Source organism: Marinomonas fungiae, from assembly GCF_001418205.1.
Lineage (GTDB): Bacteria > Pseudomonadota > Gammaproteobacteria > Pseudomonadales > Marinomonadaceae > Marinomonas > Marinomonas fungiae.
This window is the reverse complement of record NZ_LIQF01000007.1, coordinates 144,110-162,763: the sequence shown is the minus strand read 5'-3', so window position 1 is coordinate 162,763 and position 18,654 is coordinate 144,110. Positions and strand designations below refer to the sequence as shown.

Here is an 18,654-nt window from a genome sequence, read left to right as displayed (position 1 = left end):
CTAAAACAAGTGTAAGAAATCCTCGGCTTGTGACGTCTAGTTAGCTACATTGCTAATTAACCTTTTTCGACAAGCCGAGATTTTACATGACACAAGCCTTATCTCGCTCCACCGAACACCTCCCAGGGCAGCTGTTCCACGACACTGTTTTTATGGAGGACTTACGCCGACAAATGCTTAAGTTTGCTATGTTACAAGTGCGCAACGAAGTCATCGCGGAAGACGCGGTGCAAGACGCCATGTTGTCGGCCTATCAAAATATCGAGCGTTTTAATCGCCAAGCGGCCTTAAAAACTTGGGTATTCGCTATTCTAAAAAATAAGCTGATTGATATTTTGCGCAAGGAAAAGCGCTACACCAGCGCCAGTATTCTGGAGGAAGGCGCCAGTCGCAACGACGAAGCCCTACTGGATGAGCTGTTTACGGAAAAGGGTCATTGGCAAAAAGAGCAACGTCCACAAAAATGGGACGAGCCAGATCATGACTTAGAAAGCCATCACTTTTGGCGCATCTTCGATACCTGTCTAGATGCTCTACCTGCAAAGTACAGTCGCCTATTTATGATGCGAGAGTTCTTAGAGCTGGACAGCAATGAGATTTGCGACAACGAAGAAGTCTCTGTCAGCAACCTAAACACCACCCTATTTCGAGCTCGCCTACGGTTGCGCGAATGCCTTGAAGACAATTGGTTTGAAAGGGAGAAAGCCACATGATGAAGTGTACCGAAGCCACACAACTGCTGTCGGAGAAGATGGATCGTCCGTTATCAAACAAAGAAAAGCTCAATTTGGGAATCCATACGGCCATGTGTCCTGCGTGCCGTCAGTTTGGCAAACACATGTTATCGCTGCGGGAGATTAGCCAACAGTACGTCAAACAAAATGACGCGTCAGAAAAAGGTTAACATCTAAAAGGATATAGCGGCGGAGCCTTGTGGGCTCCGCTACAGGAAGGTTTACTAACGCTGAGCTTACTTCTTAGAAGCTTTCTTGTCAGACGCTTTTTTCAGGGACTTTTTCAGCTTAGAAATCTTATCTTTTTGCTTCGCTACTTTTTCTTTACGCGCTTTGATTTCGGCTTTCAGTGCTTTCACTTCTTTCTTAGACATATCCATAGTCTCCTAATGTTTAGTATTTCTCATGAATGTGAGTTATTTACCATACGCACCAAAACTCGAGAACGATACCCAAAATGGCACATTGTCATAAAAACTTAATACTTAGATCATAAAAACGCCACATTCCTTATTTTTCAGCAAGTTTCTAAAATTTTTTTAAATATTTTTTGAAAGTGCTGTAAGAAAGCGCAAATCGACCACGTCCAAAGAAGGTAATTAACAAAATGTTCCTTTGGAGGATCCAAATTATGTCTACTAAAAACACATCCCTAGCACTAGCACTTGGTACAGCCGTTGCCCTTTCAGCCGTTGCTCTTCCAGCGCAAGCAGCTGATAAAGAAAAATGCTACGGTGTTGCCCTAGCCGGTCAAAATGATTGCGCTGCTGGCCCAGGCACTTCTTGTGCAGGAACATCAAAAATGGACCACCAAGGCAACGCTTGGAAACTGGTCCCAGCAGGCACTTGTATGAACATGGAATCACCAACTTCTCCGACGGGTCACGGCAAATTGGAAGCCTTCTAAGGGTTCCTGATGAACACTTATTTGAAACAGCAAACCGAGGGTAGCTCGCTACCCTCGGGCTTTGCCCAGCGCACTGGCATTAGCCTAAAGCCCAGCTACTACGAGCAAATTTTGCAGGAACGGCCTGAAGTGGGTTTCTTTGAAATCCACGCTGAAAATTATCTCAGCCCTGGCGGTCCCGCTCATTACTATCTGGAGCGTATTCGCGAGCATTATGAGCTTACGGTACACGGCGTCGGTCTATCGCTAGGCGGTGAAGAGCCGCTCAATCTTGAACATTTAGAGCGTGTTGCACAACTTGTAGAACGGGTACAGCCTGCGGTGTTTTCCGAGCATTTGGCTTGGTCGACGCATCAGCAGAACTTCCTCAATGATTTGTTGCCCGTGCCCTACACCGAGGTGCGTTTGGCAGTTTTGTGTGAACATGTTGATCAAGTACAAAGCCATCTACAGCGACAGATCTTGATTGAGAATCCATCCACCTATTTTGAATTTAATTCCAGCGCTATGAGCGAAACAGACTTTATTTCAGAGCTGGTGAAACGCACAGGATGTGGCTTATTACTGGATGTAAACAACGTCGAAGTCTCTTGTTTTAACCACCAACGCAGTGCCGCTGAATACCTACGCCAATTTCCGATGCAGGCGGTTCGTCAAATCCATTTAGCAGGTTATACCCTAGATGAGGGTGCTCAGCCTCGTCTCAAAATAGATTCGCACGATCAAGCCGTTGCCCACGAGGTCTGGCAGCTCTATCAACATGCGTTAGAACTGATTGGTGATTGCCCTACGCTGATCGAGCGAGATGGGAATTTTCCAGAGCTGTCGACCCTACTGCAAGAAGCCGCCCAAGCGAACCAAATACGTCATTTGGTTAAGGAGATAGACCATGCAGCAGCCATTTAAGCAAGCTCTGCTCTCCACTCATCCCGACACGGAGCAGGCACTACTCAACGATATTCGCGGCGCAGATGTCACAGAGCGTCAGCAGCGTTTAAATGTCTATCGAAATAATGTGATCGTGTCACTGATGGAGGCTCTTGGTGATATTTTTCCAGTCTGCAAACAAGTGGTCGGAGAAGCCTTTTTTAATGCCATGGCACGACAATATATAGAACGCCATCCGCCCACTTCACCGGTGTTAAGCGGCTATGGCGACCAATTTAGCGAGTTTGTGCGTGACTTCTTCCCGGCGCAGTCACTGCCATACTTACCTTATTTATGCGATCTTGAGTATCGTTTACTGCAACTTACGCACACTGCCGAGGTGCCAACCCTAAGCTTAAGCTGCGCCCAACAACGCTTAAGCCAAGTGCAGAACCCCGAAGCACTGGCCTTGCATTTAAGCCCCCAGTGTAAATTGTTGCGCGTGCCTTTTGCGGTCGGCTCTTTATATCTTGCCCACCAAACAGACACGCCGAATCTCAGCCAGCTCAACATTGCACAAACGGAATATTTACTACTCGCCAAGGCGAGCTTATATGGGCGCATGTACTTGATCAGCGCCGCCGAGTTCGACTTTTTAAAAGCCCTACAAGACGAACCAAATTTAAGCCAAGCACTGCCCGACCATGAAGCGTTTGACCTCGGACAGACCTTAGCAAAGCTCATGACTTGGCAAGTTTTGCACGCTATTGAAGAATCCTAGGAGCCCCTTATGATGATGCCGAGTCGCTCTTCGCAACAAATGTTACGCGCCATTCCCGAATCCTTGGTGCTGTTTTTAGCACGCTTTGCGTTAGCCGCCACCTTTTGGCTTTCGGGGCAAACGAAGATCGAAGGCTTTGCCTTCAACCCTTTTGCGGGGCATTTTGAGTTTGGCTGGCCTTCCCTAAAAGAAAGCACCTTTTATCTGTTTGAATACGAATACGCACTGCCGATTATTCCACCGGAACTCGCCGCCTACATGGCGACAGCAGCCGAACATGTGCTACCAATCCTATTATTGTTCGGTATTTTAACCCGCCTCAGTGCATTGGGTATTTTTATGATGACCTTAGTCATAGAGATATTTGTTTATCCAGAAGCCTACGCCCTACATGCCACTTGGGCCGCACTGGCATTGCTGATTATGCGCCAAGGTCCAGGAAGAGTATCTATAGACGCCTTGGCCAAACGCTCGGGTTAGGCCTCGCATTGTGCGCGATTTCAAGATAGAAAGCCGGTCACTAAGCATCACTCGCATGCGTCTTTACCATAAAAACGCATGCGAGCATTTTTCACGCCTTAGCGTTATGACAATTGTTTTAGCAGGGCTTCTGCCACCGCTTCAGAGCTCGCAGGGTTTTGACCTGTGATTAAACGGCCATCTTCGACCACAAAGGTCTGCCAATCAGGGCCTTTTTCATAGAGTCCACCTAAACGCTGGAACTCATCTTCAATCAAGAAAGGCACCACTTCCGTCAACTGTACTCCCGCTTCTTCACCGTTAGTAAAGCCAGTTACTTTGCGGTTTTTAATTAAAGGCTCACCATTTTCGGCTTTCACATGGCGCAATACGCCCGGCGCATGACAAACAAAGCTGATTGGTTTGCCGGCCTGCACAAATCCTTCAATCAATGCAATCGACACGTCCGACTCTGCCAAATCCCAAAGTGGGCCATGCCCTCCAGGGTAGAAGACCGCATCAAAATCAGCAGGCGACACCTCAGCCAGCTTAACCGTATTGGCTAAGGCTTGCTGGGCGTGATCGTCTTGCTTAAAACGCTCAGTGGCCGATGTTTGAAAATCAGGCAAATCACTCTTTGGATCTAGTGGCGGCTGCCCACCTAAAGGAGACGCTAAAACCAGCTCCGCGCCAGCATCTAAGAAAGTGTAATAAGGCGCGGCAAATTCCTCTAGCCAAAAACCGGTTTTTTCACCCGTATTACCAAGCGTGTCGTGTGACGTCAGTACCATTAAAATCTTCATAAATAACCTCTCGTCCAATTCAATATTTGCTGTTATTAGTTGTTAAAAAAAGCGTCGATTGCCGCTAACTTGTCATCATAAGGAGCACGTAAGCGTAAGTTTGAAACACCCGCTTCGCTTTGCACCACCACAGGTTTAGCGTGTGAGAACTGACGGAAACCATGAATGCCGTGGTATGCCCCCATACCGGAAGCGCCCACCCCACCAAATGGCAATTCATCAATGGACACATGGGTCATCACATCGTTGATCACTAAAGCGCCAGAGGTCGTCTGCTGAGCAAATTGCTGTTGTGCATCAGCGTCTTCACCAAAGTAATACGCGGCCAAAGGTCTTGGATGTGCATTAATGTAATGCACGGCCTCAGCTTCCTCTTGATAAAAGCGCACCGGAAGTAAAGGACCAAAAATTTCTTCTTGCATGATGGCCATTTCATCGTTCGCCCCCAGCACCAAGTGCGGTGCAATTTTGCGGCTATTGCCATCGTAGGCAGGCTCACCCGAAGGCCCCAGATTGACAATTTCCGCCCCTTTCTGACGAGCATCTTCGAGTAAGCTCAGCAAACGCTGATAATGACGCTCGTTAATAATAGCAGTGTAATCAGGGTTAATTTGGATGCTAGGGAAAGTAGCTGCCAAAAACTCGATCGACTGCTTTTTGAAGGCATGGCGCTGCTCTTCTGGCAACAGCACGTAATCAGGTGACAAACAAATTTGGCCTGCATTAAAAGTTTTAATGGTCCACGTACGTTCTACCGCTTTGCTAAGGTCTGCATGTTTCGCCACCATCACAGGAGACTTACCTCCCAGCTCTAATGTAACAGGCACTAGGTTTTCTGCCGCGGCACGCATGACATGTCTGCCGACCGCAGTACTGCCCGTGAATACTAGATGATCAAAGGGTAGGCTGCTAAAAGCCTGGCCCACATCCGCATCGCCAAGCACAACGGTTAATTCACTAGGGCTGAAATAACGGCCAACAAGCTCAGCCAACAACTCAGAGGTTTTCGGCGTTAATTCAGACGGTTTCAGCATGGCCGTGTTACCCGCCGCAAAGATACCGGCCAAAGGACCAAACGCTAGGTTAATGGGGAAGTTCCATGGGCTGATCACTCCGATCACCCCCAAAGGCTGATATTGAATCTCGGTGCGCATTTCTGGGTCGGGGGCAGTCGTTTGCTCCGCTTGCATCCAACCGTCTAGGTTATCGATGGCATGCTGTAGCATCTTGCACGTGGTCACCATGTCCGCAACATTGGATTGATATAAGCTGCGCTGACCAAAGTCTTCATTCATCGCTTGAGCCAATGCTTTATGGTTTTCGCGGATCAATTTTAAGCTGCGCTGGAGGCGGTCTTTACGCACCTTTGAAGAGACAGGAGCCGCCGCCAATTGCTGCTGCTTCATGCCATTTAGAAGCGTCATTAGATCCTGCTGAATCGTACTGCTGGACATACATTCTCCTTTCTCTGGGTGGTTTGTTTTCGTTACCAACATAGTAGGTGTGATTGCGATGTCAGGGGTAACAATGCTATTTTGCATGAGGCATAAATAAATTTATGGGGGCTGTATGTCGTTACCAAGAATGCGAACGTTTATGGAAGTGTATCGTCAGCGTTCGATCAGTGCCGCCGCCCGCTCTCTGAACCTGACCCAGCCTGCCGTGTCGCAACACATCGCCGGTTTGGAGGTGGCAGTAGGACGCCCCTTGTTTGAGCGTTCACCGACAGGGGTTATCCCCACCTCCGCCGCCGAAGAATTAGCGCTGGACATTGGCGATAAACTGGATGCGGTAGAAGCCGCTCTAGCCGCCGCGCGTGCCCGCTCCATGGACATAACAGGTGTTCTGCAAATCGTCGGCCATGCGGACTTTATGGCCGAGATTCTCAGTGAGCGCTTATTACCACTACTCCAGTCGGGCATAAAAGTTCGGATGCATACCGGTAACGGCAATATGGTCGCCAGCATGCTGCTTGAGGGGCATTGTGACTTGGGGGTCTCAGCCCACCCAGTGACCGACAGCCGTCTTAAGAGTGAGCGGATTTATACCAGTCGAGTGTTACCAGTTGCTTCACCACAGGTCGTTGCACGATTAACCTCAGCGCCAGACTTTGCCACCGCGATACGTGAAGAACCCTTACTGGCATACAACTTGGAGTTGTCTTTGGTGGAACCATGGCTGCAGAAAAACCGCATCAGCGTTGAGGGCATCGTACCGGCAGTAGTCGGCCAAGATTTACGAGCCCAGCGTAAGCTGCTCACACAAGGCTTTGGCTGGTCAGTGATGCCCGAGTTTCTATGCCAAGAACACATCAGCAATGGACAGCTCATGGAAATCCCTTCTCCGATCGGAACACGGGAGATCCAATATTTCTTAATTTGGCTACCCAGTGCCTTGCGTAAAGTACGTGTTGCCCACGCAAGACAAACCTTACTGACCATGCTGCGCGAATCAGAAAACCCGCCCTTATAAGCCACCACCTTTGAGATCATGACGACGGTACAAAAAAGGCCACGCGGGATTCCCAACGTGGCCTTTAACAAATTTGAAGCCGTTATTGAATACGTCTAAGGGGCAAGCTGTAAGCAATCAAGAACAGCAATGCGGCACACACCACCACACTTGGGCCAGTCGGCGTATCCCAATGATAAGAGGCCCACAGACCACCACAGACGGACAAGCAGCCAAGCACACCGGCAAAAGTTGCCATCTGTACTGGCGTCTGCGACAGCTTACGTGAGGTCGCCGCAGGAATGATCATCAAAGAGGTAATCAGCAACACACCGACGATCTTCATCGCCACAGCAATCACCACCGCCACCAACAACATCAGTAATAGACGAATCGCTTCCACCGGATAACCTTCGACCTTGGCTAATTCTTCATTCACAGTCAGTGCCAGCAACGGACGCCAGAAGGTCACCAGCAAGGTCATCACCACAACGCCACCACCATAAATCCAATACAGATCGGTTTGGCTAATGGCAAGCAAATCACCGAACAAATAGGCCATCAGGTCAATGCGGATATTGTCCAAAAAGCTCACCGCCACGAGACCAAGGGACAACGCCGAGTGCGCTAAAATGCCCAGCAAAGTATCTGTGGCGATGATCTGCTTTTTCTGCAACGCCACCAACACCAATGCCAAACCGACACACAACACCACAATGGCAAAGTTCAAATTGATATCAAGCAAGAAACCCAGCGCCACACCCAACAATGCCGAGTGCGCTAAGGTATCGCCAAAGTAAGCCATACGCCGCCACACCACGAACGCCCCCAAAGGGCCAGCCACTGCCGCGACCCCAAGGCCGCCGATCAGCGCGCGCATCAACAGTTCTAACATGGTTTTACTTTCTCCGAGTTAATGAGCGTGATGATTGCAGTTCGGGCCGTGCACATGGCCTTCTTCCACCACTTCACCGCTGTCATCGTGGACATGATCGTGTTGGTGCGAGTAAATCGCCAAGGACTCATCCGCCCCAGGAATACCAAACAATGCTTTGTAGGCAGGATGGCCTTTCACATGTTGCGGAGAACCCGAGCAGCATACATGCTGATTGATACAGACCACGGTATCGGTCTGCGCCATGACCAAGTGCAAATCGTGGGAAATCATAAACACACCACAGTTAAGCTCTTGGCGAATGGTATTGATGAGATTGTAAATCTCCACCTGACCACTGACATCGACACCTTGCACAGGCTCATCAAGAACCAACAAAGTCGGACGGTTTAATAATGCGCGCGCCAATAACAAACGCTGTGTTTCACCACCGGACAAGACATGCACTTGGGAGTTTTCCAAGTGTGGAATGCCAACCTTGTTCAGAGTAGGTCGAATGTCTTTTTTATTTACCCCACGCACCAGACCCAAGAAATGCTTGACCGTCAATGGCAAGGTTGGATCGATGTGTAGCTTCTGCGGCATATAGCCAATGCGCAGCGTATTGTGCCGAATCACCTTTCCAGAAGTCGGTTCCTGAAGTCCCAACAAGGTACGAATCAGAGTGCTTTTACCACTGCCATTGGGGCCAATCAAAGTGACGATCTCCCCTTGGTGTAGGGTGATGTTGATATTGCTCAACAACTGTCGGTCGCCAAAGCGAATGCCAATCTCTTGCAGTTCTGCTAATCGGGTGCTCATGATGCTGGCGTTTCCTGAGCTCGACAGTCGGCACACAGTCCCGTCAACTCGATAGTTTCAGCGCGCAGCTCAAAACCTTGCTCTTGTGCTTTTTTGATCAAGGACTGATGGATGTCTTGGTAATCAAATTCCATGACATTCTGACATTCATCACAGATCAGAAAGTAGCCCTTGTGCGGTTTGTCCGCGTGGGCACAGCCTAGGTAGGCGTTCATAGACTCTACCTTGTGAATCAAGCCCGCCGATATTAAGAAGTCCAAAGCACGATAAACCGTTGGTGGCGCTGAGTTAAAGCCTTCTTCAGCCAGCTTAGCTAGCAATTGATACGCCCCCAATGGACGATGACTTTGCCAGATAAGCTCTAGGGCACGACGGCGAATCTTCGTCAATCGTTGACCCTGCTCAGAACACACGGTCTCCGCAGTTTCTAGCGCTTGCTCAATACACACGTCATGGTTATGCGCGTGTTCGTGAGAATGATGATGTTCGGTCATTAGAATGCCCGCCCTGCTACCTGTAGGTCACTGTAAATCATGGTGACACTGATAAAAATTAAGGCGCACGCTGCGATCACTCCCAACACTTGGGTAACGCGGCGACGCCATGCACTGGGGCTTAAGGCAAAACTACCGTCACGCACGAGGACACTCAACAGTGCCAAGGCCGATACGGTGATGCCCGTGCCTAGCGACATCACTAATGTCGCCAGCACTCCCCATTGAAATATTCCGGTACTGGTGGCAAACAGCAACACCAGCACCGCCCCCGTACAGGGACGAATACCAATCGCAGATACCATGGCTAGGGTGCTGCGCTTGGCGGTTTGAATCTCATTGTTTGGCAAATCCAATGCCTTGACCGACTCATCATGTGAGTGGTCATGATGGCACCCTTGATGATGAGCGCAATCGTGGTGGTGATCATGTTCATGGTGATGCAGGTGATCTTGGCTATGATCATGACCACAGCTCGATTTGCCACGCGCAATGCGCCACAGCATCCACACGCCAATCAGACCAATCGCACCATAGGACGCCAGCTCCAGAATTTGCGTGGTTTCGGTGATGGCACCAGCCAAATCTAAGATTTGCGCCAGCACCCACACCAAAGCAATCGCTACCACACCCTGCGCCAATGCTGATAAAAATGACAGTTGAATGCCTTTACGTAAGGGCGCTTTGGTGGCTAATAAATAGGAACCGATCACGGCTTTGCCATGACCAGGGCCTGCGTCGTGAAACACACCATAAAGAAAACTCGCCACCAACAAACTGCCCAACAGCGCAGGATTTTCTTGTTTGGCGAGCATCTGAACCAAGCGCGCCAGCTCACGGTGAAAATCCCGTTGCTGCTCCATCACCCAGCGGCTAATTTCAAAGATCATGGTTTGATCTGCGGCCCAAGCACAGCTGGACAGCAATAACCCTAGAACACCTAACCACTTTGCAATGCGCACACTTGGCTCCAGCTTAACCCAACACAAACATTGTTATATTATAACAAACATTCAAAAGTAGATAGGGTCGGGCTAGCTTGCAATAGGTGCCAAAAAGCCCATCACACCGCCCATAAAGATCTGTGCTGCCATGGCCGCCAAAATCAGGCCAGTAATCTTAGATAGGATATTCAGACCGGTACGTCCCAAAAGCTTCTCAATTAACGAGCTGGAATAGAGCAATACCGCTAGCGTCAGCAAGGCACCGACCAAGCCCATAACGCTGACCACGAACTCCCAACCTTGAAACTCAGCACCGTATACTAGAATCGTACCTATGGTGGCCGGGCCAATAATGGTCGGTACCGCTAATGGCACTACAGAAATATCATCACGCTCTTCATTTGGCATCCCCGTCGCATGGTTTCGAGTACCGTCTTTAACCAAGCTAATGGCAGACATAAACAACAAGATACCCGCACCGATACGGAACGAATCCAGCGTAATGCCCAGTACTTCAAACAAGGCACCGCCAAAAAACATCAGCACTAAGGCAATCGCCAATGCCGCAACGATCGACTTATTCGCCACATGACGACGGGCGGCAGGGGTTTCGCCACGGGTCAACGCCAAGAACATCGACAACACGAAAAACGGCGCAAATAGAAAGAAGAACTTAATCCAGGTGGAAATCAATAAACTCATGATAGGTCATACCCATAACGACACCTTCACGCGATCAGCGCTGAGTCAGTGCCAATTTAATGCCAAAGCCCACTAGCAATACGCCCGTTAGGCTATCCAAGACTTGCGCCACTTTTGGTCGCGCCAGCCATACCCTTGCTCGGTGAACCACCACCGCAAGAAACGTTTGCCACGCCATCGCTATGATAAAGTGAAGGGCAGCCATAAACAGAGATTGCGCGATTGCCGAGTATTCAGGGTTAATAAATTGCGGCAAAAACGCCATGTAAAACACGATGGTTTTTGGGTTTAAAATATTCGATAAAATGCCCTGACGAAACGCCGTTTTCGCTGTCATTTGACGACCTTCTGGCAAGTTCAGGGTTAAACCTTTAGGGTGCCATGCACTGCGTAAGGCTTGAATACCTAGGTAAACCAGATACAAAGCACCAGCGATTTTGAAGGCGGTAAATAAGGTCGCTGAGCCGAGCAGAATCACCGACAAGCCCAATGCAGAAACCGTCGCATGGGCAAATAAGCCCAAGCAAATGCCTAGACTACAGACAAAACCAACCCGCCAACCTGCCACGGCAGAGCTGCGCAACACCAACAAGGTATCCACGCCTGGACTCATGGTTAGAACGGTAATCGCCAACAAAAAAGGTAACCACTGAAAATGCTCTAACATAAGATGCCTCTAAGGTAAGGTTGGAATCACATAATCGTCAGTTGAGGGTGAAAAGTGGAAATCAGGCATCGCAGCTCAGATCAACCCAACCTTCCATATAAATCTCTTCTGCGTCGGCTTCCGTCGGGGTACAAGTCTCCGCCAGCATACCAGTCAGTTTAATCAGTCCAGCATCCGGGATCACCATAGCAAAGTAATTTTCCACATCGCCAAAACCTAGACGCAGTGTGTTTTGTTGCAGGTTCACGGATTCATCAAGAGTAATGCCCAAACGCACGGTCATGGCTTGATCCACCACCCCCACATCCAACACATCTACGCGGGCGGGTGTTAGCTCGCGGCCAGCCACTTGGATTTTTAAGAAGTATCCGTATTGCGCCAAGTTATTCATGGCCTGAGCCGCATCGACTTTCTCTGCGCCGAGCAATTGCCCATCGGCGTTTTTATCGAACTCCATCAGCATATCGACACTGGAAAACACATCGAACTGCCAATAGGCCTCTAAAGTACGGATCTTAGGTGAGGAAACGTTGACCTGATAATAAGAGTCGATCCAAATATGCGGATGCGCTAACGCCTGCCCTGCTCCCAGCCACAATACTATTGCCGCACACCACTGACGCCAGCGCTGCATAGCTTAGTTTTCCGTTAGGCTCGGCGCGTGACGTACGCGAGATTCCAAAATACGTTGAAATTCCATTGGATCATGCTGCTGTGCCAAACGCTCAGGATCGTCTTTGGCGCCGTGCCATGCTTCTAGACGTGACAACCAGAAACGCAACGCAGCGATTTTCAGCATATGTGGCCAAGACATGATTTCAGCAGCACTGGGCTGACGCTCGTGAATGTAGGCATTAACCATGGCATGGTATTTATCCATATCTAACTCGCCAGTGCTCATGTCAGAACACCAGTCATTCACTACGATCGCTAGGTCGTACATCAACCAAGAGTGACACGCATTGTAGAAGTCGATAATCGCCGATAGCTCTTCGCCTTCAAACAAGGTGTTGTTGAAAAATAGATCGCCGTGTACCGTGCCTTTCGCCAATTGATCATCGTATTGCTCAATAAACTGATCAAATTCAGACACTTGCTCAAGCAACAGATGCGCTTGATGGCTTTCCAGCTCAGACGCAATGCTTTTCGACGTTGCACGCCACCAGTCGATACCACGGTGGCTTGGACGATGATCAGGAAAATCCATACCAGCAGTGTGCAGCTGCGCCAACACCGAGCCCATCAAACGGCAGGATTCCACTGTGGTTTCTTCTAGCAGGCCGCCGGGGAAACAATCCACGATAATCGCTGGACGGTTTTGCACTACGCGAAGGCGCTCGCCTTCGGCATCCACCAACGCTGCTGGCACATTAAAGCCCTTGGCCTGTAAATGCGATACCACATCCAAAAAGTATGGCACCTCGTCAAACTCAAACTCTTCAAACAGGGTCAGTACGTACTTACCCGTGGTGGTGGTGAGAAAATAGTTGGTGTTTTCAACGCCACCAGAAATGCCTTGAAAAGACACTAATTCACCTAAGTTGTAATCGGCCACAAGGCCGCGCATGTCAGAGTCCGAGAGAGAAGTGTAAACAGCCAAAATCTGTACCTAATTGTATTAAATTCGCGCAATATCGCATTTAGCCGCTAATGCTCCACAATCAGAGCAAAAAGGTCAATTGGTTATCGCCAAAACCTCGTTTGCGCGGCGCGATTTAGCACATCCACACTACATCTTTATACACAACACCTGTATAAAAATTGCCACTGTACTACTAACATTCTCTAGAGAGCTTCGGAATACTCTTCACACGACGACATGCTGCAGGAACATAGCTATGCAACAATCCTTATTCTCTATAAGAGCAACATACATCGCACTGTGCTTTTACTGCGTATTTGGAGCCATTGTTGGCATTTCCTACCTAGCTATTAATACCGATCATTTCATTGATTTTGTAGTACCAATATCTAGCAGCGTATTGCTTGCAGGCTTATTGCTCTATTTTCACCACGATCCAAGGGGCAGACACACCCAGTCCATCAAATACTTATTTTTCATAACAGCCTACTCTTTCGTGACACCCGCTTGGTACTACACTATTGGCTCCGTTATACATAACTGGGTGCTAGTAGAGGTGTTCCCACCAATCAGCGGCGTCATTTTGATCGCGATATCAATCCTTACCGCCATGGTTCCCCATTCTTGGCTGCGCCATACGATGCTATTGTGGGGGGCTATTTGTGTACCCATATTGTTGTACTTGATCAGCCAGCCAAGTGAACTAAGTACCGCTCGAGGTAGAGAAATGATGGTCTTTTTTGGTCCTGGCGGAGCTTTGCTTTTTATCGTTCTGTCTTATCAACGAGACATTATGTTGCATTTTACGCGAGCAGAAGAACGCTTACGTAACTCACGTCGACAGGCCGACTACGATGAGTTAACCGACATCTGCAATCGCCGCGGTCTGATCTACTGGCTTTCGTCGAATGCGGGGGCGCAGCCCAATATCAGTAGCATCATCATCGACCTAGATCATTTCAAACAAATCAACGACAGCCATGGACACGAGACAGGCGATGCGGTTCTTAAGCAAGCGGCTAAGCTGTTGGAAAGCAGCCTACCAAAACAAAGTTGCCTTGCTCGCTGGGGTGGCGATGAATTCGTAGTACTGATGAATGGTTTGGCAGCGGAACAAGCAAAGCAGGTTGCCGATACCTGTTGGCGAACCATTCGTGACCATCCATTTCCCCTAGTCGGTCAACTTACATGCAGCCTTGGCGTCGCAACCAATATTCAATCCAATGATATCGACACCATTATCCGCAGCGCCGACGCTTGTCTGTATATCGCCAAACGACAAGGCCGTAACCAAGTGGTGACGCAGCCCCACGCGGGAACACACCAGCAATAAACCTTAGTCATCCCAAAAGAGCACTGTAAATTTCTGCCGAACGCCCTAGAATAGGCATCAATTATGGCGTTTTATAACAGAGGTTTTATTTTGGCTACGGACACATCAACAAGCACTTCCCCTATGGTTTTGGTTGACGGCTCGTCTTACCTATACCGTGCTTTTCACGCGATCCCACCGCTCACCACCAGCGACGGTCAACCGACCAACGCGGCGCGAGGTGTGATCAGCATGATCCGTAGCTTAATCGGCCGTTACCCTGACTCACCGATCGTGGTGATCTTCGACGCCAAAGGCAAAACCTTCCGCGACGAGATGTACACCGAGTACAAGGCTAACCGCCCTTCTATGCCGGACGATCTGCGTCTGCAGATCGAGCCGATTCACCGCATGATCGAAGCCATGGGCTTACCATTAGTGGTGATCGAAGGCGTGGAAGCGGACGACGTGATCGGCACCATTGCCAAACAGATCGGCGGTGAAGGCCGTGAAGTAATCGTCTCCACTGGCGATAAAGACATGGCGCAACTGGTGACCGACAAAGTCACTCTCGTCAATACGATGACCGACACCGTGATGGACATCCAAGGCGTAAAAGATAAGTTCGGCATTCCACCAGAGCTAATCATCGACTTCCTAGCTCTGATGGGCGACAAGGTCGATAACATCCCGGGCGTACCGGGTGTGGGCGAGAAAACGGCTCTCGCCATGCTGCAAGGCATCGGTAGCCTAGAAGAAATCTACGCACGTTTGGATGACATCGCCGATCTTGGTTTCCGTGGCTCGAAAACCATGGCTAAGAAAATGGAAGAACACCGCGAAATGGCTGAGCTAAGCTATAAGCTAGCCACCATTAAATGCGATGTGGCGCTACCATTTGATCCGCACACATTGAAAAACGAAGAAATCAATAAAGAAGCTCTACGTGAGTGGTTCACCAAGCTGGAATTCAAAACCTGGTTGCGTGATATCGACAAAGCGCCTGCCCACGGCAAAGCCGACGACACGGTCGACAATGCAGATGAGCCAGTGCAAGCGGCCAACATCGACGTGGAATACGACACGGTCTTGGATCAAGACAGCTTCAATGCATGGTTAAAGAAAATCCAAGACGCCGATTTAGTGGCGTTCGATACCGAAACTACGTCTCTTAACTACATGGCCGCAGAATTGGTTGGTGTAAGTGTCTGTGTCGAAGTCGGCAAAGCCGCTTACATTCCGGTGGCGCACGATTACGAAGGTGCACCAGAGCAGCTTGATCGAGACTGGGTACTGGAGCAGCTAAAACCTTGGCTTGAAGACGACAACCAGAAGAAAGTCGGTCAGCACCTTAAATATGACGCCAACGTATTGAACAACTACGGCATCACCCTGCGTGGTATCGCTTACGACACCATGCTGGAATCCTACGTATTAAACTCCACGGCAACACGCCACGATATGGACAGCCTAGCGTCAAAATTCCTAGGCCATACGACCGTGAGCTTTGAGGAAATCGCTGGCAAAGGCGCGAAGCAAAAGACCTTTAACCAGATCGACCTTGAGCAAGCGGCGTTTTACGCTGCCGAAGACGCCGACATTACCTTGCGTCTACACCAGGCCATCATGCCCAAGCTGGAAAAAGAAGGCGACCTAGTTAAGGTTCTAACCGACATCGAACTGCCATTGGTGCCCGTACTAGCAAGAATGGAACAAACCGGTGCCTTGATCGATCCTGACCTATTGCACGCACAAAGCACTGAGATCGCCGCTAAATTGCAGGAGATCGAGATCAAAGCCCATGAAGAAGCGGGTCAAGCCTTTAACCTAAGCTCACCCAAACAGCTGCAAGAAATCCTGTTTGAGAAGCAAGGTTTACCTGTTATTAAGAAGACGCCTAAAGGCCAACCTTCAACCGCCGAGCCGATCCTGCAAGAACTGGCGGAGCAATACGAACTACCACGCTTGATCATGGAACACCGCAGCCTAGCCAAGCTCAAGTCGACCTACACCGACAAGCTGCCAGAAATGCTGCAAAAGACCGGCCGTATCCACACGTCTTACCATCAAGCGATTACCGCAACAGGACGTTTGTCTTCGACCGATCCGAACTTGCAAAATATTCCGATTCGTACCACCGAAGGTCGTCGCATTCGCCAAGCGTTTATCGCTCCAGAAGGCTACAAGCTGATCGCCGCCGACTACTCGCAAATCGAGCTGCGCATCATGGCGCATCTATCACAAGATAAGGGGCTTTTAGATGCCTTCGCCCACGATGTGGATGTACATAAAGCCACCGCAGCAGAAGTCTTCGACACCACTGTAGATGAAGTCACCACAGAACAACGCCGCCGCGCCAAAGCCATCAACTTCGGCCTGATCTACGGCATGTCCGCCTTTGGTCTGGCGAAACAACTTGGCATTGGCCGCCCAGAAGCACAGCAATACGTACAGCGCTACTTTGAACGCTACCCGGGCGTACGCACCTACATGGACAACACCCGCGAAAGCGCCAAAGAAAAAGGCTACGTGGAAACCATCTTTGGTCGTCGCTTATACCTCCCCGAGATCAAAGCGAAAAACGCCATGATGCGCCAAGCCGCCGAACGAACCGCGATCAATGCTCCGATGCAAGGCTCCGCCGCCGACATCATCAAACGCGCCATGATCAACATGCACCAATGGCTCGCTGAAACCGACCTCGACGTGAAAATGATCATGCAAGTACACGATGAACTCATCTTCGAAGTGGCCGAGAAAGACCTTGATGCCGCGCAAGCGAAAATTGTCGAGATCATGCAGAATAGTAGTCAGATTGATGTGCCATTGCTGGTTGAGGCAGGGGTTGGGAATAATTGGGACGAGGCGCACTAGGCCTCGTTACTGACGTACTCTCAGGGGTCAGATCCCTTATACACTGAATTTGGTTGAGACTAACCTTAACCGTTACGTGAAAGGGATCTGCCCCCTTTACTGTTGGGATTTCAGACAAAAGAAAAGGAGACTCGAAGGTCTCCTTTTTAGTACTTAATAGATAGTAATGCTGACATCTACCGAATTAACTAGAGCTTGTCCCGAAGGCAAAACTACAGTCAAAACGGAGATAAAAATGGCTTTGTACAGTAATCTGTTCATGCCATGCCCTCCTCTTAATTAAAAAATTTCATAAGAGATTGGCTTGAAGAATTGAACTCAGAACACTAAAGTACGACTACCACATCGAGTAAGTGCTCTGATTAATAAATCAGCCTTTCTCAAAAGAGAAGCTCCTATCACTCCCAGTGATAGGAGCTTTTTTATTAGTCAAATCAATTGACTAAGGCTCGAACAATAGTGCTCATATTGTTGAAAATCAAGGCTTGAAAAAATCAAGATTTTGCGCGTTATCAGGCGCTGAAGTGATCACTTACGTGAGCATGCCCAAAAGCTCTTGAATGCGTAATTGCAACATGAAAATAAGAAATTTTGTTTGCCGATTCTTCTTAGTAAATCGGTGATAACTTGATCTAAGGGGTCAGATCCCTTATACACCGAATTCGTTTGAGACTATCATCAAGTCTTGATATGAAAGGGATCTGACCCCTTTTCGCTAAATTACTTTGGTTTCTATTCAAGGAGGAAAAGATGCCAAGAAGACCTCGTACATTTCTGCCGAATGTGCCCGTTCATATCGTTCAACGGGGTGCGTCACACGAGGCGGTTTTCTTTGATGATGAAGACTACAAAGCCTATGCAGGTTGGATGAAGGAAGCCGCTCAGACTTATGATATTGCCATCCATGCGTTTGTCTTGATGACTAATCACATCCATATCCTACTTACTGCTCAGAACCCTGAGAATGTAGGCAAGTTTATGCAGCATATCGGACGCCGCTACGTTCCTTTTATTAATCATAAATATGGACGTAGCGGTTCTCTCTGGGAAGGCCGATACAAGAGCAATCTAGTGCAATCAGAGCGCTACTTTCTGGCGGTGATGCGTTATATCGAATTGAATCCCGTAAGAGCCAGTATGGTAGAGCAAGCCGCCCAGTATCGTTGGTCTAGCTTTCGACATAACAGTGGCCTAAAGCCACTTTCTTTTATTACGCCGCATCCTATCTTTACTGCACTTGGTTCAAACATCGAAAGCCGGAATCAATACTACCTATCCATGTTTGAACACAAGCAAAACACGCAAGAGATCAATACCATTCGTAATGCTTGGCAAAGAGGAAGGCCGTTAGCTTAGGGGTCAGATCCCTTATACACCGACT

21 protein-coding genes are annotated in these 18,654 nt (G+C 49.1%); 10 read left to right on the top strand and 11 right to left on the bottom strand.

Going from position 1 to position 18,654, the window contains the following annotated elements; all coding sequences use genetic code 11:
• Positions 1 to 86: 86 nt before the first annotated feature.
• Together ASC49_RS12145 and ASC49_RS12140 are read left to right on the top strand one after the other, a co-directional pair.
• Positions 87 to 713, top strand: coding sequence for an RNA polymerase factor sigma-70 (locus tag ASC49_RS12145; RefSeq protein ID WP_055463518.1), 627 nt, complete (start codon positions 87 to 89; stop codon positions 711 to 713).
• On the top strand, positions 710 to 904 hold the full coding sequence (locus tag ASC49_RS12140) for a zf-HC2 domain-containing protein (RefSeq protein ID WP_055463517.1): 195 nt from the start codon (positions 710 to 712) through the stop codon (positions 902 to 904). Before ASC49_RS12145 ends, ASC49_RS12140 begins: the two co-directional genes overlap by 4 nt.
• 66 nt (positions 905 to 970) lie before the next feature.
• Here the strand turns inward: ASC49_RS12140 and ASC49_RS19895 are convergent, their stop codons facing one another.
• Positions 971 to 1,108 (bottom strand): hypothetical protein, encoded by a 138-nt coding sequence (locus ASC49_RS19895; RefSeq protein ID WP_169787812.1) that lies wholly within the window; start codon positions 1,106 to 1,108, stop codon positions 971 to 973.
• Between the two features lie 257 nt (positions 1,109 to 1,365).
• Between ASC49_RS19895 and ASC49_RS12135 the strand changes: the two genes are divergently transcribed.
• From ASC49_RS12135 to ASC49_RS12120, 4 genes are read left to right on the top strand one after another with little or no spacing between them, the layout of a single operon-like run.
• On the top strand, positions 1,366 to 1,641 hold the full coding sequence (locus ASC49_RS12135) for a BufA1 family periplasmic bufferin-type metallophore (protein WP_055463516.1): 276 nt from the start codon (positions 1,366 to 1,368) through the stop codon (positions 1,639 to 1,641).
• Positions 1,642 to 1,650: 9 nt separating this feature from the next.
• Entirely contained in the window at positions 1,651 to 2,547 is an 897-nt protein-coding gene (gene bufB, locus ASC49_RS12130) for an MNIO family bufferin maturase (RefSeq protein ID WP_055463515.1), read from the top strand.
• On the top strand, positions 2,531 to 3,289 hold the full coding sequence (locus tag ASC49_RS12125) for an HvfC/BufC N-terminal domain-containing protein (RefSeq protein ID WP_055463514.1): 759 nt from the start codon (positions 2,531 to 2,533) through the stop codon (positions 3,287 to 3,289). The genes bufB and ASC49_RS12125 overlap by 17 nt, the downstream gene beginning before the upstream one ends.
• Before the next feature lie 9 nt (positions 3,290 to 3,298).
• Complete coding sequence (locus ASC49_RS12120) at positions 3,299 to 3,769, top strand: DoxX family protein (RefSeq protein ID WP_055463513.1); 471 nt, start codon at positions 3,299 to 3,301, stop codon at positions 3,767 to 3,769.
• A gap of 104 nt (positions 3,770 to 3,873) precedes the next feature.
• On the opposite strand, the gene ASC49_RS12115 is transcribed toward ASC49_RS12120, so the two are convergent.
• Positions 3,874 to 4,551, bottom strand: a complete 678-nt coding sequence (locus ASC49_RS12115; RefSeq protein ID WP_055463512.1) for a type 1 glutamine amidotransferase domain-containing protein — start codon at positions 4,549 to 4,551, stop codon at positions 3,874 to 3,876.
• A gap of 35 nt (positions 4,552 to 4,586) precedes the next feature.
• Positions 4,587 to 6,005: a coniferyl aldehyde dehydrogenase gene (locus ASC49_RS12110; protein ID WP_055463511.1), complete on the bottom strand. Its 1,419-nt coding sequence runs from the start codon at positions 6,003 to 6,005 to the stop codon at positions 4,587 to 4,589.
• Positions 6,006 to 6,120: 115 nt separating this feature from the next.
• On the opposite strand from ASC49_RS12110, the gene ASC49_RS12105 reads away from it, so the two are divergent.
• Complete coding sequence (locus tag ASC49_RS12105; protein ID WP_055463510.1) at positions 6,121 to 7,023, top strand: LysR family transcriptional regulator; 903 nt, start codon at positions 6,121 to 6,123, stop codon at positions 7,021 to 7,023.
• Between the two features lie 82 nt (positions 7,024 to 7,105).
• Here ASC49_RS12105 and znuB read toward each other — a convergent pair whose 3' ends face one another.
• The 8 genes from znuB to ASC49_RS12065 all read right to left on the bottom strand — a co-directional run bounded on the left by znuB (position 7,106) and on the right by ASC49_RS12065 (position 13,105).
• The gene (gene znuB / locus ASC49_RS12100) at positions 7,106 to 7,897 is read right to left on the bottom strand and encodes a zinc ABC transporter permease subunit ZnuB (RefSeq protein WP_055463509.1); all 792 of its coding nucleotides are present in this window, start codon (positions 7,895 to 7,897) and stop codon (positions 7,106 to 7,108) included.
• An 18-nt stretch (positions 7,898 to 7,915) separates the two neighbouring features.
• Complete coding sequence (znuC, locus tag ASC49_RS12095) at positions 7,916 to 8,698, bottom strand: zinc ABC transporter ATP-binding protein ZnuC (protein ID WP_055463508.1); 783 nt, start codon at positions 8,696 to 8,698, stop codon at positions 7,916 to 7,918.
• On the bottom strand, positions 8,695 to 9,192 hold the full coding sequence (locus ASC49_RS12090; RefSeq protein WP_055463507.1) for a Fur family transcriptional regulator: 498 nt from the start codon (positions 9,190 to 9,192) through the stop codon (positions 8,695 to 8,697). Before ASC49_RS12090 ends, znuC begins: the two co-directional genes overlap by 4 nt.
• A complete protein-coding gene (locus ASC49_RS12085; RefSeq protein ID WP_055463506.1) occupies positions 9,192 to 10,154 on the bottom strand; it encodes a nickel/cobalt transporter in 963 nt (320 codons plus the stop codon). The genes ASC49_RS12090 and ASC49_RS12085 overlap by 1 nt, the downstream gene beginning before the upstream one ends.
• Before the next feature lie 72 nt (positions 10,155 to 10,226).
• Positions 10,227 to 10,838, bottom strand: a complete 612-nt coding sequence (locus ASC49_RS12080; protein ID WP_055463505.1) for a MarC family protein — start codon at positions 10,836 to 10,838, stop codon at positions 10,227 to 10,229.
• 34 nt (positions 10,839 to 10,872) lie between these two features.
• Positions 10,873 to 11,505 carry a LysE family translocator gene (locus ASC49_RS12075; protein WP_055463504.1) on the bottom strand — a complete coding sequence of 211 codons (633 nt, stop codon included), beginning with the start codon at positions 11,503 to 11,505 and terminating at the stop codon, positions 10,873 to 10,875.
• A 61-nt stretch (positions 11,506 to 11,566) separates the two neighbouring features.
• Positions 11,567 to 12,139, bottom strand: a complete 573-nt coding sequence (locus ASC49_RS12070) for a DUF1007 family protein (protein WP_055463503.1) — start codon at positions 12,137 to 12,139, stop codon at positions 11,567 to 11,569.
• 3 nt (positions 12,140 to 12,142) lie between these two features.
• Positions 12,143 to 13,105, bottom strand: a complete 963-nt coding sequence (locus ASC49_RS12065; protein ID WP_055463502.1) for a homoserine kinase — start codon at positions 13,103 to 13,105, stop codon at positions 12,143 to 12,145.
• 238 nt (positions 13,106 to 13,343) lie between these two features.
• On the opposite strand from ASC49_RS12065, the gene ASC49_RS12060 reads away from it, so the two are divergent.
• From ASC49_RS12060 to ASC49_RS12050, 3 genes are all read left to right on the top strand, one after another.
• Complete coding sequence (locus tag ASC49_RS12060; RefSeq protein ID WP_055463501.1) at positions 13,344 to 14,420, top strand: GGDEF domain-containing protein; 1,077 nt, start codon at positions 13,344 to 13,346, stop codon at positions 14,418 to 14,420.
• Between the two features lie 123 nt (positions 14,421 to 14,543).
• Positions 14,544 to 17,273: a DNA polymerase I gene (gene polA, locus ASC49_RS12055; protein ID WP_082443833.1), complete on the top strand. Its 2,730-nt coding sequence runs from the start codon at positions 14,544 to 14,546 to the stop codon at positions 17,271 to 17,273.
• A gap of 750 nt (positions 17,274 to 18,023) precedes the next feature.
• On the top strand, positions 18,024 to 18,629 hold the full coding sequence (locus ASC49_RS12050) for a transposase (protein WP_055463499.1): 606 nt from the start codon (positions 18,024 to 18,026) through the stop codon (positions 18,627 to 18,629).
• Positions 18,630 to 18,654: the final 25 nt, after the last annotated feature.